The organism is Methanococcus maripaludis (genome assembly GCF_002945325.1).
In the GTDB taxonomy this organism is placed as follows: domain Archaea; phylum AGJL01; class Methanococci; order Methanococcales; family Methanococcaceae; genus Methanococcus; species Methanococcus maripaludis.
Window position 1 is genome coordinate 1,348,770 of the sequence record NZ_CP026606.1, and the last position, 13,986, is coordinate 1,362,755.

The 13,986-nt window shown below is 32.6% G+C and carries 17 protein-coding genes; 14 read left to right on the forward strand and 3 right to left on the reverse strand.

The genetic code is table 11. The features are described 5' to 3' along the window. Positions 1–24 precede the first annotated feature (24 nt). Positions 25–261 (reverse strand): DNA-directed RNA polymerase subunit H, encoded by a 237-nt coding sequence (locus tag MMJJ_RS07340; protein ID WP_011171304.1) that lies wholly within the window; start codon positions 259–261, stop codon positions 25–27. Between the two features lie 253 nt (positions 262–514). Between MMJJ_RS07340 and MMJJ_RS07345 the strand changes: the two genes are divergently transcribed. Genes MMJJ_RS07345 through MMJJ_RS07360 form a run of 4 tightly spaced genes read left to right on the forward strand, consistent with a single transcriptional unit; the run spans position 515 to position 3,718 of the window. Then, the gene (locus MMJJ_RS07345) at positions 515–2,056 is read left to right on the forward strand and encodes a homocysteine biosynthesis protein (protein WP_104838260.1); all 1,542 of its coding nucleotides are present in this window, start codon (positions 515–517) and stop codon (positions 2,054–2,056) included. 13 nt (positions 2,057–2,069) lie between these two features. Beyond that, on the forward strand, positions 2,070–2,468 hold the full coding sequence (locus tag MMJJ_RS07350; protein ID WP_104838261.1) for a 4Fe-4S binding protein: 399 nt from the start codon (positions 2,070–2,072) through the stop codon (positions 2,466–2,468). Between the two features lie 44 nt (positions 2,469–2,512). Beyond that, complete coding sequence (locus tag MMJJ_RS07355; protein ID WP_011171301.1) at positions 2,513–2,767, forward strand: MoaD/ThiS family protein; 255 nt, start codon at positions 2,513–2,515, stop codon at positions 2,765–2,767. Positions 2,768–2,782: 15 nt separating this feature from the next. Then, positions 2,783–3,718 (forward strand): TIGR00269 family protein, encoded by a 936-nt coding sequence (locus MMJJ_RS07360; protein ID WP_104838262.1) that lies wholly within the window; start codon positions 2,783–2,785, stop codon positions 3,716–3,718. Between the two features lie 17 nt (positions 3,719–3,735). Here the strand turns inward: MMJJ_RS07360 and MMJJ_RS07365 are convergent, their stop codons facing one another. Next, a complete protein-coding gene (locus tag MMJJ_RS07365; RefSeq protein WP_374057621.1) occupies positions 3,736–4,374 on the reverse strand; it encodes a CatB-related O-acetyltransferase in 639 nt (212 codons plus the stop codon). 57 nt (positions 4,375–4,431) lie between these two features. Further along, the gene (gene thiI / locus MMJJ_RS07370; protein WP_104838264.1) at positions 4,432–5,583 is read right to left on the reverse strand and encodes a tRNA uracil 4-sulfurtransferase ThiI; all 1,152 of its coding nucleotides are present in this window, start codon (positions 5,581–5,583) and stop codon (positions 4,432–4,434) included. 138 nt (positions 5,584–5,721) lie between these two features. Between thiI and MMJJ_RS07375 the strand changes: the two genes are divergently transcribed. From MMJJ_RS07375 to MMJJ_RS07420, 10 genes are all read left to right on the forward strand, one after another. Further along, positions 5,722–6,696 (forward strand): tRNA lysidine(34) synthetase, encoded by a 975-nt coding sequence (locus MMJJ_RS07375; RefSeq protein ID WP_104838265.1) that lies wholly within the window; start codon positions 5,722–5,724, stop codon positions 6,694–6,696. 90 nt (positions 6,697–6,786) lie between these two features. Further along, positions 6,787–7,575 carry a sulfide-dependent adenosine diphosphate thiazole synthase gene (locus MMJJ_RS07380; protein ID WP_104838266.1) on the forward strand — a complete coding sequence of 263 codons (789 nt, stop codon included), beginning with the start codon at positions 6,787–6,789 and terminating at the stop codon, positions 7,573–7,575. A 163-nt stretch (positions 7,576–7,738) separates the two neighbouring features. After that, positions 7,739–8,224 carry a ribosomal protein S18-alanine N-acetyltransferase gene (gene rimI, locus MMJJ_RS07385; RefSeq protein ID WP_104838267.1) on the forward strand — a complete coding sequence of 162 codons (486 nt, stop codon included), beginning with the start codon at positions 7,739–7,741 and terminating at the stop codon, positions 8,222–8,224. Positions 8,225–8,230: 6 nt separating this feature from the next. After that, on the forward strand, positions 8,231–9,544 hold the full coding sequence (locus tag MMJJ_RS07390; protein WP_104838268.1) for a methyl-coenzyme M reductase glutamine C-methyltransferase: 1,314 nt from the start codon (positions 8,231–8,233) through the stop codon (positions 9,542–9,544). A gap of 16 nt (positions 9,545–9,560) precedes the next feature. Then, positions 9,561–10,337 carry an NAD+ synthase gene (locus MMJJ_RS07395; RefSeq protein WP_104838269.1) on the forward strand — a complete coding sequence of 259 codons (777 nt, stop codon included), beginning with the start codon at positions 9,561–9,563 and terminating at the stop codon, positions 10,335–10,337. 27 nt (positions 10,338–10,364) lie between these two features. Then, a complete protein-coding gene (locus MMJJ_RS07400) occupies positions 10,365–11,447 on the forward strand; it encodes a 2,5-diamino-6-(ribosylamino)-4(3H)-pyrimidinone 5'-phosphate reductase (protein ID WP_104838270.1) in 1,083 nt (360 codons plus the stop codon). Between the two features lie 189 nt (positions 11,448–11,636). Further along, entirely contained in the window at positions 11,637–11,837 is a 201-nt protein-coding gene (locus MMJJ_RS07405; protein WP_104838271.1) for a histone family protein, read from the forward strand. Positions 11,838–11,966: 129 nt separating this feature from the next. After that, positions 11,967–12,701 (forward strand): methanogenesis marker protein Mmp4/MtxX, encoded by a 735-nt coding sequence (gene mtxX, locus MMJJ_RS07410; RefSeq protein WP_104838272.1) that lies wholly within the window; start codon positions 11,967–11,969, stop codon positions 12,699–12,701. A gap of 16 nt (positions 12,702–12,717) precedes the next feature. Continuing rightward, a complete protein-coding gene (gene uppS / locus MMJJ_RS07415; protein ID WP_104838273.1) occupies positions 12,718–13,512 on the forward strand; it encodes a polyprenyl diphosphate synthase in 795 nt (264 codons plus the stop codon). Positions 13,513–13,515: 3 nt separating this feature from the next. After that, positions 13,516–13,983, forward strand: coding sequence for a protease complex subunit PrcB family protein (locus MMJJ_RS07420; protein WP_104838274.1), 468 nt, complete (start codon positions 13,516–13,518; stop codon positions 13,981–13,983). Positions 13,984–13,986: the final 3 nt, after the last annotated feature.

Sequence of the window (13,986 nt, forward strand, 5' to 3'; positions counted from 1 at the left end):
TATTTAGCAGGTATTAACCAGCAGTTAGAGTGAAGTTGCTATTACTAATCTGTAATAGGTAGATTCGCCTGCGGTAGGGCTCATTCTGGTTATTTTTACAACGTCTCCAGGTGTTGCTCCAATTTCAAGCACGAGGGGATCGGTATCGAGCAATTTTGGGAATTGCTGCATTTTTATACTGTATTTTTCGAGTAAAAGGGGTATTTCTTCTCTTGGAATAATCTCATGTGTCGGAACCATTTCATGTGACGATATTTTCACAATTTGGCCTCCATTTGTTTAAAATAGTTATAAAAATAAACTTATGCGTATAATATTAATATCATGAAAAATAGTGGTAACTCATATATATTATTTTCTATCTTTAAATACATTTCTAAATTGTTTCAAGTTAACAAAATAATGATATGGTTATATAATATGGGGTATATATACTATAGAACTAACCCAATGGATTTATTGTCCAGATATTATACATTCACTGCTTTAAATATATAAAATTAAGGTTGATATTTTGAAAACCGTTCACGAAATTAACGAGAAGATACGAAATGGCGATGCAGTTGTAGTCACTGCAGAAGAGATGATCGATATAGTCGACGAACTGGGTGCAGAAAAAGCGGCAGTTGAAATAGATGTAGTTACAACAGGTACATTTGGAGCAATGTGTTCAAGCGGAGCATTTTTAAATTTTGGACACTCTGATCCGCCAATAAAAATGTGTAAAACATATTTGAATGGTGTGGAAGCATATTCGGGAATTGCAGCAGTTGATGCTTATTTAGGGGCTACTCAAACGAATAGTGATGATGATATTGATATATCATATGGGGGTTCCCACGTTCTTGAAGATCTTGTCGCAGGGAAAGAAATTGAACTTGTAGCGGAAGGATACACTACTGACTGCTACCCTAGAAAAAAAGTAGAAACAACAATAACAATCGATGATTTAAATCAGGCAATCTTAGTAAATCCAAGAAACTGCTACCAATCTTACAACGGTGCTACAAACAGCACCGAAGAAAAGATATACACTTACATGGGTGCACTTCTCCCAGAATTTGGAAATCTAAATTATTCCGGTGCAGGTCAACTAAATCCACTGCAAAACGATTTCAATAAAGAAACAAAAACTTATAACACCTTAGGAATGGGTACAAGAATCTTCTTAGGTGGTGCACAAGGTTATATTGCAGGTTCAGGAACCCAGCACAGTCCAAATGGTGGATTTGGAACCTTGATGGTTCAAGGAGACCTAAAAGAAATGAGTACTAAATATTTAAGAGGAGCAACGATTCCAAAATACGGAAGTACGCTTTACATGGGGATCGGAATTCCAATTCCAGTATTAAACGCAGAAATTGCAAAAACCTGTGCAATAAAAGATGAAGATATTGCAATACCCATATTGGATTACGGAATTCCAAGAAGGGATAAGCCCGAGTTAGGCGTTACAAACTATAAAGATGCAAGATCTGGAAAAGTAACGATTGAAGTCGAAATCGAAGGCAAAAAAGTAGATAAATGCATGAGATCTGCATCAGTTTCAAGTTATAAAGTTTCAAGGGAAATTTCAAAAGAACTTAAAAACTGGATTTCAAATAGCGAATTTATGTTAACCGAAAGACTTGAACCTTTAAAAAGTGCAGCTCCAAAACCAATGAAAGCAAAAATGAAACTTGTAAAAGATATATTGAGCAGACCTGTAGTTGTAGGAAGCTTAAATACTTCAATTACAGAAGCTTCAAGAGTTTTGATTGAAAATAATATAAATCATTTGCCAATTGTGGATGAAAACGGCAAACTTTCAGGAATAATTACGTCATGGGATATTGCAAAGGCAATGGCGCAGGATAAACATTCAATTTCTGAAATCATGACTACATATATAGTATCTGCAACACCAGATGAAACTATAGATATGGCAGCAAGAAAAATGAGCAGAAACAATATTTCAGGACTTCCTGTTGTCGATTCAAACAACAAGGTTCTTGGAGTGGTTTCAGCTGAAGATATCTCAAAACTTATCGGGAGAAATGGACTTCATAAAATTTAATCTGGTGATTTAAGTGAAAAAGAGAGTATTTTACTGGATATCTGGAAGCAACGTAAGAGAACCGGTAGTTTCAAACGTGGTTTTAGAAACCGGTGTAATGGTAAATATTTTAAAGGCAAAAATGGAACCAAGGGAAGGATTTTTAATTCTCGAATTAACTGGCGATGAAGGGCAGATTGAAAAATCTATCGAAATACTGAAAAAATTCGGGGAAGTGGAAGATATTCCAAAAATCATCCAAAAAGATGATGAAAAATGCATTGATTGTGGTGCATGTGTCGTTCACTGCCCTGTTGGTGCGCTTTCAGTTGACGAAGAATTTAAAATACTGCTCGACGAAGATGAATGCATTGGATGTAAAAACTGTGCAAAAATATGCCCTGTAAATGCAATTAAAATATTTGAAATCTAATATTTCAATTAAATTTAATTTTTTACTGTTTTTTAGGTGATTTAATGGATTTAACAATAAAATTCTTTGCAAAATGCAGGGAAGATTTTGGCGAAGGTTTAAAAATATCAATAGATCTAAATGAAGTATCTGTTTTAGAATTGATTGAAATTTTAGAAAAAGACTACAATTTACAATTAAAAGAAGATTTTGAAAATGGGCGAATAATTGTTTCAAAAGACTTTGAAATTGTTTCTTCAAACGATATAATAAATAAAAACAGTGAAATTGGAATATACCCTCCAGTTTCAGGCGGATAAATTTACGTGATTACTATGAAATGCAGAAAATGTGGTAAACCTCCAGTATATCATCAAAAACACTCTGGAAATAATTATTGTAAAGAGTGTTTCATAAAAGAAACTAAAAGAAAAGTTAGAAAGACTCTTGGAAGGGATGTTCTTAAAAATAACATAAAAGTTGCAATGGGCCTCAGTGGTGGAAAAGACAGCCTTGTAATGGCTTATCTTTTAAATGAATATTATAAACAGATTCCAAATTCTAATTTAATTGCAATAATGGTTAATGAGGGAATAGAAGGCTATAGAACTGATGGAATTGATGCAGCAGTAAAATTTTGCGAAGAATATGGCATTGAATACAAAATTGTTCACTTTAAAGATTACCTTGGAACCAATCTTGATGAAATTGTAAAAATCGCAAAAGAAAAAAATCTTACAATGAATCCGTGTTCTTTTTGCGGAGTAATTAGGAGAAAAATCTTAAATCGTGTATCAATAGAAGAAAAATGCGATTTTCTTGCAATTGGACATAATTTAGATGATGTTGCGCAAGCTGTGATGATGAACTACATCGAAGGAGATGTAAAAAAACTAGCATTCTTAGGAAAAAGTCTGAAACATCCTAAATTTGTTAAAAGAATAAAACCTTTAGAAAAAATTCCAGAAGATGAAGTACTTTTACTTGCAAACATGCTCGAATTAAAGTATCACAAATCCCCCTGTCCGTATTCATGCCTTTCATTTAGATCAGAGGTCTCGGATATTACAGATAACTTAGAAAAAAACCATCCTGGTTCAAAATATTCAATTGTAAGAGGATACGAAAGACTTCTCGAACATATTGAACTTCCTGGATACACAGGGGAATGTAAAATCTGTGGAGATTTATCTGCAACCGAAGTTTGTAAGGTATGCGGTTACTTGAAAAATCTTGGAATTTTGGAAAAATCTAAATTTGAAAAGATTTAATCAATTAAAATAAAAATTCATTCTTCACAAATCTTTTTTAATTCTTCAAAGTCATCACTCATCAAAGTATTGATGTTTGATTTAATTTTTTCAATTGGCCAGTTCCACCATTTTATTTTCAAAAGAAGTTCGATTTTTTCATCGGAAAATCTTTTTTTAATTATTTTTGCAGGATTTCCGCCAACTATCGTATATGGTTCTACATTTTTTGTAACAATACTTCCCGTTGCAATTACTGCTCCACTGCCAATTTTAACACCGGGCATAATTGTTACATTTGCACCAATCCATACATCGTTTTCAATTTCAGTATCTCCTTTTTTCAAATACCCTTTTCCATTTTCGCATTTTAAATCTTCAGGAGTTTCAGAAATTAATGTTAAAGGATATGTCGAAATCCAGTCGTATCTGTGCCCCTGATTTCCGCCCATTATAAATTTAACGCCTGAAGCAATGCTGCAGAATTTGCCAATAATTAATTTATCCATGTCTTTGCAATTGTCGATTTCATCAAGATACATTATACAGTCTTTAAAGTTTTTTCCTTCGTAGTAGCCCGAATAATACGTATATTCCCCGATTTCGACGTTTTCACTTTTTATTTTTTCCCGAGTTATTCCGTTTCCCTTTACAGGGTATTTCGGGTTTTCATTCATTATTTTAATATCTCTATACGATTCAAATGGATTAGAATTCAAAATATACCTCCTAATTTAGCAATTTTTACAAGTTTTACAATTTCTTAAGTTTAAAAGCTGTTCTTCAATTTTTTCCATTTCTTCGGGCGTTGCATTTGTTATTGGGTGTTTTGGAACTGCAAAACAGCTTACTTCTTTACTTGTGGAAATATCAAAAGTTCCAATTTTTCTTGCGATATCCATAATTTCAACTTTGTCAAGTCCGATTAAAGGTCTTAAAATCGGGTAGTCAATTCCTTCACTAATTACTCGCAAATTTTTAAGAGTTTGGGATGCAACCTGCCCCATATTATCTCCATTTACAATAGCATCACATTTATGCCATTTAGCATGTTTTTCAGCCAGTTTAAGCATGTATTTTTTACAGTAAAGACACGTGTATTTATCCCTATTAATTTCTGTGAGTTCGGCTTTAATTTTTGCAAGTTCTTCATTAAAGTCTACGTATACAAATTTAGCTTCAGGGTCAAAGTCACTTAAAACATCAACAAGTTTTTGAGTTTTTTCAAGTCCTTCATCCGAAGTTTTCATGTGTAATAATAAAAGTTTACATCCCCTTTTTGCCATCATGTACGCAGAAACAGGGCTATCGATTCCATCGGATAATAAAACAATAACTTGCCCTTGAGTTCCAACGGGGATTCCACCGATTCCTTCGATTCGTTCTGCAAATACGTAAGCGTATTCGTTGAATACTTCGATATCAAGTGAAATTGTAGGGTTTTTTAAATCTACTTTTATTCCGTATTTTTCAGAAATTGGGCCCCCCACTTCCATATTTACTTCAAGTGACGTTAACGGGAATTTTTTCTGAGGTCTTTGGGTTTTTACTCTAAATGTAATATTTTCTTTATTTTCGTAACGCTCAATTTCTTTTTCAAAAAGTTCTGATGAAATTTTCTTAATCTGTTCGATATCTGGATCTATGTAGTAGCAAGGGCTAAATGATACAATTCCAGGTACTTTTTTTAATAGTTCCTTCATCTTTTCGAAATTTTCTTCAGGAACATCTACAATCAATCGCGTATGGATTATTTCAACTTCTGCGGAAATCCCATATTTTTTTGCAAGTTTGGAAATGTTTTTTGCAAGTAATTTTTCAAACCTGTGCATGGTCTGTCTTGATTTTGTTCCAATTTCTCCGTATCTCACAATAAATTTTTTCAATATCTCAACCTAAAACCGTTTTTAAACCAATAATAAATGAATTTAAATAAAATAGCTACATCCTAAATAAATACTTTCAAACAGTTATTCTCTATATAACATGTTATATTTATGTGATGATTATTATCGGGTGAATTTATGATCGACTTAAAAGAGTTAAAAAAATATTGCAATCCTTCCTATTTAACGATAAGAAACGATAAAATTATTGTGGGAAACAAAGGTTTGGCGAGACTTTCAAAGGAAAAAATGAGAAAAATTGAAAACGATTTTGGAATTCCTGTTGTTTATTCTCGGGTTTTTGAAGAAATTTCTGAAAGAATGGGAAGATTCGTTTCAAAAAATAATATAATTTCTCCAAAAGACAAAATACTGGTCGGATTAAGTGGTGGAAAGGACAGCCTTGCACTTCTGCACCTTTTAGAGCCTTACCGCCGAAAATACGGGGTTCAAATTTATGCTGTAACAGTTGATTTAAACATAAACGGAATAAGGCCATGGACAGAAAGCAACAAAAACGTGGAAAAAATTGCAGAGCACTGTAAAAATCTAAATATTCCCCACAAAATAATTGCGCATGATGGAAATGTTGTTGAAATGTCAAAAATACTTTCAGAAAACACGAAGGGAATTGAATATTCACCGTGTTTTTCGTGTTCAATGGTTAGAAGACATGTTTTAACGAATTATGCAAAAAATAACTTTGAAAGCGATTCAAACGTAAAAATTGCAATAGGTCACACGTTAGAGGACAATTCTGACACGATAATGGCAAATATATTTAAAGGAAATATAATAAAAGCACTAGAGCCGATTAAAAACTTCAATGAGACAGATGTAGACTTTAAAGATTTTAAATTAAATCTTAAAAGCTGCTGTATGATTAGACCGATGCTTAATGTCTCAGAAGAAAAAATCGTAAAGGCATTAGTTGAATGCGATATTGAATACTATCATGATAAGGATGAATGTCCTTACAGCAGACATAATGGGAACGGAATAAGGAAAAAGTCCCATGAAGTTTTGGAGTCAATCGAAGAAGATGTTCCAAACATTCGGGAAATGGTTATTTCTTCAATATTAAATAGTATTGAACACTATAAACAAAAATGATAAATTGATATATGATTTTGAAATTCCTAAAACAAAATCTAAAAACTAAAAAACTAGCAATAAATCTTTAAAAAGTCAAAGAGTGAAAACATGGATGGAAAGCTCAGAGCAGATGAAGTAGCAGTAACAAAATCGATATTGAAGTCCACTTTCGATATGTGGATGGATTTAATTGACGTTGACGTCGTAATTGTTGGTGCAGGTCCAAGCGGACTTACAGCTGCAAAATATTTGGCTCAAAACGGAGTTAAAACTGTAGTTTTAGAAAGACACCTCTCCTTTGGTGGCGGAACCTGGGGCGGAGGAATGGGCTTTCCAAACATTGTCGTAGAAAAACCTGCGGACGAAATATTAAGAGAAGCTGGAATTAAATTAGATGAAGTTATTGGTGAACCTGAATTATTCACTGCAGATTCAGTAGAAGTTCCTGCAAAATTAGGTGTTGCAGCAATTGATGCAGGCGCAAAAATATTAACTGGAATCGTGGTAGAAGATTTAATTTTAAAAGAAGACAAAGTTTCAGGAGTGGTTATTCAATCGTACTCTATTGAAAAAGCAGGTTTGCACGTAGATCCAATTACAATAAGTGCAAAATATGTAATAGATTCAACTGGACACGATTCTTCAGTAATTCATACTCTTGCAAGGAAAAATAAAGATCTTGGGATCGAAGTTCCTGGCGAAAAATCAATGTGGGCAGATAAGGGTGAAAATTCACTCACTAGAAACACAAGAGAAGTATTCCCTGGACTTTATGTCTGCGGAATGGCTGCAAATGCATACCATGCAGGATACAGGATGGGCGCAATCTTTGGTGGAATGTACCTTTCTGGAAAAAAATGTGCAGAACTGATTTTGGAAAAATTGGAAAATAAATAAAAATCTTTTAATTAACTTTTTTTAAATATTTAAATCTGGAATTTTCTTGAATTTTTTATTATTTTTTTAGTTTTTTTATTAGTTTAGCGTTAAATTTTAATAATTTATTTAAATATATTATATCAAATCTGATTTCGGACTGAAACCGACTGGTGAACACATAATGATTATAAATATACGAAAATTCCGCGAAAAGGACCTAAAACGGGTAATGGAAATAGAAAAGGAATCTTTTGATAAAAATTATCCGGAATTTTTGATGATGCACATATATTCCTCTTTTCCTGATGGTTTTTTAGTTGCAGAGGATGAAAACGAAAAAGTGGTCGGCTACATCATTGCACTCATGGAATGGGGAAACGGCCATATCGTATCGATTGCGGTAGATTTAGCTTACCAAAATTATGGAATTGGAAATGCACTAATTAAATCTGTTGAAAACTTTTTATTTAACGAGTGCCACGCAAAACACTGCGTTTTAGAAGTTCGTTTTGACAACAAAAAAGCGAGAGAATTTTATTATAAAAGAGATTACGTTGATAGAAAAGTCCTCTATAATTATTATGACGATGGTGCAGATGCAATACTCATGATAAAAAGGAGATTTGATTTATCTGGAAGTTATCCTATTTTTGTGAACATGTGGTAGATAATCATGAAAATTACAATTTATTCAAAGGATATATACACCTACGGCGCCATGTTGATCGGCGGAATTTTAAAAGAAACGCATAAACATAGTATAAAACTTACAAAGGATATAACTAATAAGAAACTTTTTTTAAAATCTGATATAGTTATTTTTAGCCTTTATTCTACGCTAAATATTATCGATCCAATGATTAAAGAGACAATTGACTATTTAAAATCTAAAAACATAAAAATTTATGTTGCTGGACCCGTTTCAGCATATCCTGAGATTATCCTAAACGAATTAAATGTTGATGGGGTAATTTTAGGGGAAGGCGAACTTACAACTCCAGAAATTATTAACGGAAGCACTGAAGGATTGGCATATTTTGAAAATGGCGAAATGATAGTTAATAAACCAAAATCAAAGCCTGATTTAGATTTTTCAAAAATTTACGTTCCAAAAGATATTGCAGCTCAAAATGTACGGGGTGCAAATGTATATATTGAAACTCACAGGGGCTGTCTTGGACACTGCACGTTTTGCCAGGTTCCTGAATTTTTTGGGCGAGACATCCGGAGTAAACCAATCGAATTAATAATTGAAGAAGTGAAAGAGCTTAAAAAAAGTGGTGTTAATAGAATTGCGATAAGTGGGGGCACGGGAAGCCTCTATAACTTTAAAAACACGGTAAACAAAAATAAATTTATAGAAATGATTGAAAGTGTTTCAGATATAATTGGGAAGCAAAATCTATCCGTTCCTGACATGAGGGTTGACTACGTTGACGAAGAAGTTTTAAACGCCATTAAAAATTATTCAATTGGATGGGTATTCTACGGAATTGAAAGCGGAAGTGACAGACTTTTAAATTCAATGAAAAAAGGAACAAATTCAAAGAAAAATTTAAAAGCAATCAAACTTGCAAAAGACTGTGGGGTAAAAGTTGCTGGAAGCTTTATTGTAGGACACCCTCAAGAAAAAGAAGTCGACTTTTTACTGACAAAAGATTTTATTGTCGATGCAGAACTTGAAGATGTGTTTGTAAGTGCTGCTGAACCGATTCCAAAAACGGAACTTTGTAACGAAGTATTAAATACAAAAATGGATGAAAATCCAACTTTTATTTCACACAATGGGCCTTACCGAAGATATGGGTTAAAAGAAAATGAAGCAAGGGCATATGATTTAATGCTTCATTCAGAAATGTGGAAATCAAATCCAAGAGTTATTACAAATAATCTATCAAAAGTATATCTGGATGAAGCAAAAATGCAAGGTTCAGATATACGAAAGGCAACCGAGTTAATATTTAAGTACAGGGATTTCTTAATTTAAATTAAGAGGTATTATCATGATGAGAACAAACGAACAGTTAGAAGAACTTGCAAACAATATTTGTAATTTTATAAAGGAACAGGTAGAAAATGCAGACGCAAAAGGCGTTGTAGTAGGACTAAGTGGAGGGATAGACAGTGCCCTTGTAGCATATCTTTCAGTAAGAGCTCTTGGAAAAGAAAATGTCTTTGGGGTAATAATGCCTGAAAAAAATTCAAATCCTGATGATGAAAAGTACGGAAAACTCGTTGCAGAATCTCTTGGAATTGAATATGAAGTATTTGATATAACTCCTGTTTTGGTTGCATTTGGTGCAGGGGGGTACGTTGAAGGAAAAGAGTTTGACAAACGGGTGGATTCAAATTTAAAACCTAGAATCAGGATGACTGAAGTTTACTACCACGCAAACAAGAAAAATTACCTTGTTGCAGGAACTTCCAATAAATCGGAAATCTATATGGGTTACGGAACGAAATACGGGGATCTTGGAAGCGATTTTTTAACTATCGGAAACCTTTTCAAAACCGAAGTAAGGCAACTTGCAGGCTATGTAGGAGTTCCAAAAGATATAATTGATAAAGCACCTTCGGCAGGACTTTGGGAAGGTCAAACTGACGAAGACGAACTTGGAATTTCTTATGAAACTCTCGACAAACTCCTAAATTTAATGGAAAAAGGAAAAGAAATTGGCGATATATGCGAATTTTTAAGTATTCCTCCCGAAAAAGTGGGAGAATTAATGCTCAGAATTTCAACAAATAAGCACAAATCACTTCCATTACCAATGCCTTAAATTTAACTATTTTTATTTTGTGAAAAGATGGATAAGCAGGAATCTTTAGAAAAACTCCTTTTAATAATTGATGATCTAAAATTACTGGCTGAAAACGGGATTCCAATACTGGTAGAAGGTCCAAATGACATATTATCTTTAAAAAACTTAAAAATAAGGGCTAATTTTATAACTGTTTCAAACACCCCTGTTTTTCAAATAGCTGATGATTTAATCTCAAAAAATATTTCTGAAGTTATACTTTTAACGGATTTTGACCGAGCAGGACGCGAGTATGCTAAAAACATAATGGAAGAATTTCAAAGTAGGGGAATTAAAGTAAATAATTTAATCAGAAAAGAGATAATTAAATATTCTCGCGGTGATTTAAAGGATATTGAAAGTCTTTATCCCTATATTTCAAGAAGAATTAATATTAACAGCGATTTAAGTGATATTATGCTTCCCTTTGTTATATCAAATGTTGGAATGACTTTGGATGGAAAACTGGCTACAATAGACAATGATTCAAGAATTTCTGGTGAAAACGATTTAAAACGGGTTCACGAGATAAGAAAGGAAGTTGATGCAATCATGGTCGGAATTGGAACTATTTTAAAAGACGATCCAAGGCTCACGGTCCATAAAATTAATGCATCACCAAAAGACAATCCTTTAAGAATTGTGGTTGACAGTAATTTAAAAATTCCATTAATTGCAAGAGTATTAAATAAGGATGCAAAAACCGTAATTGCAACGACAACGCCAATTTCAGACGAAAAAGAAGAAAAAATCAGAAAACTAAACGAAATGGGAATTATCGTATTGCAAGCAGGAGTTCAAAAAGTTGATTTAAGAAAAATTATGAACGAAATTTACAAAATGGGAGTATATAAAATTCTTCTTGAAGGTGGTGGAACTTTAAACTGGGGAATGTTTAAAGAAAACTTGATAAACGAAGTTAGGGTTTATATCGCTCCAAAGGTGTTTGGAGGAGCAAGTTCTCCCACATATGTTGATGGAGAAGGGTTTAAAAACGTTGAAGAATGTACAAAACTGGAATTAAAGAATTATTATCCGTTAGATGACGGAATTGTTTTAGAATATCATGTAATTGGGTCATTTGAGTAATATAATTCTTTTTTTTAAATTATTTATTACTTGGATATTCGAATAAATAAATTTAAATGAATCATCCAGATATTTTGAATTTAAAACTGATTAACTCGTATAATTGGAAAAAGAATACGTTTTTTTACGAAAATTATAAATACTGGAAGAATACCATTTTAAATTGTAATAAGAAAAGAAGGTGATTCTATGGCAGAACTTCCAGTTGCACCAATGGAGAGAATCCTAAAATCCGCAGGTGCTGAAAGAGTAAGTAGAGATGCAGCAGTAATGCTTGCAGAAGCATTAGAAGAAATCGCAGTTGACGTAGCTAAAGAAGCAGTTAGTTTAGCTAAGCACGCAGGCAGAAAAACTATTAAAGCTGACGATTTGAAATTAGCAATGAAATAATTACTTTAACAATTTTTTTACTTTTCTTTACTACTGCATGTTTTTGTATGTTATTGAATCGATATATAGTTGGTTATTATATTTTGTGAAAGATTATTTTTTTAATATTATTCAAGTATGGTGGAAACCATGTATGCTATCGGTATCGGTAAAAATCGAGATGAAGTTTTAATTGCTGTTGAAAACTTAAAAAAAGAAGGAATAAACGTTGAATTGGTTGAAAATCCCGAAGTTTTGATCGATGGATTGATTAATAATCGATACGAGGGTGCAGTTAGGGGTTCACTTTCTTCAAGCGAATTAATTCCAATTTTAAGGAAAAATATCGGGAAATTTTACAGAGCATCTATTTTAAAAAACCCGTTTACCAATAAAATTTTTATACTCGCTCCAGTTGGTATAGATGAGATTTCTGAAAGTCCTAAAATAAGATTCAGTGAAAAACTAGATATAATTAAATATTCATCAGAATTTTTAAAATCAATGGAAATGATTCCAAAAGTTGGAATTTTATCTACAGGAAGGCTTTCAGATATTGGAAGGAGCAAAAAAATAGACGATTCCATAATTGAAGCTGAAAATCTTTTAAAACATGTTAAATCTTTAGATATTTTTGAAAATTTAGAAATTGAACACAAAGGAATTTTAATTGAAGAATACTTAAAAGAAGGATGCAATATAATTCTTTCAGATGACGGAATTTCTGGAAATCTTTTATTTAGGGCATTTGCGCTTGTTTGTGATATGGAAGGTTTTGGAGCTATTATTTTAAATAGTGAAAATATTAAGTATATAGATACAAGTAGAAGCGGATCTTGGAAAAGATATTACAATGCGGTTAAATTTTTAAAAGAAGGTTTTTAAAAACTTTGGTGGTATTTTGCCGTTATTTAAATGTTATGAATATTTGAGCAAGTTTGGGGCACTAAAACTCTACGAACGGGAATTAGAATCAAAAATTTCCAAATTTCCCCCTCCAAAACACGTTGGAATTATAATGGATGGTAACCGAAGGCTTGCAAAAAAATTGGGCGAAAATCCCGAAATTGGTCATAATTTGGGTGCTTCAAAGGTTCACGAAGTTATAAACTGGTGCGTCTCATTGAAAATACCAACTATTACACTTTATGCATTTTCTTTGGAGAATTTTGAGCGGCCAGAAAAAGAAGTAAAAGTTTTGATGGACCTTTTTGAAAGAGAATTTATTGAAATTGCAGATCACCCTGATGTTCATAAAGATAAAATTCGTGTAAGCGTTATTGGAAGAAGAGAAATGCTTCCCAAGTATGTTCAAAAAGCAATTAATTATGCAGAAGATAAAACAAAAAATTATTCAAATTATTTTGTCAACTTTGCAATCGCATACGGGGGACAGCAGGAAATAATTGACAGTGTTAAAAAAATTGCAAAACATGTAAAAAACGGTGAAATAGAAATTGAAGATATAAATATTGACTTAATTTCTAAAAATTTATACACGGGGGACCTTCCCTCACCAAATCCTGATTTAATTATTCGAACGTCAGGTGAAGAGAGAATAAGTAATTTTTTAACATGGCAGTCCTGTTATTCAGAACTATATTTTTGTGAAACATACTGGCCGACATTTAGAAAAGTTGACTTACTGAGGTCCATTCGGGAATATCAAAAACGCGAACGAAGATATGGGAAGTGAATCATGAGATATTTGTTTATTTTATTAATTTCTTTAATCCTCGTTTTTAGTGGATGTATCAATGAGAATATTATCTCCGAATCAGACGAAACTTTATTTTTAAATAATACTTCATCCGAAAATCCGAATATTGAAGTAGAATTAAATAATAATTTTGAATCAGACAATAGTTCCGAAATTGAATTACTATCCTTTAAGATATTGGAATTTGGAATATATGGGGATTCGTACAAGCATTATGAAAGCAGCATAACTGGGGATAAAACCGTTATCGAAGTTTACATGGGCAAAAAATTAGGTTCTGACAATATTATAGAAATTAATTCGATAAATTTAGAAAATGGCGTATTAATCGTTTACGTTGAAGAAATAACGCCTGAAACTGTTTCCGATAGGGCAATTGTTTACCCTTACGAGATAGTTGAAGTGAATGGAATTTACAATAAAGTTGAATTTAAAACAATCGAGTAGTGA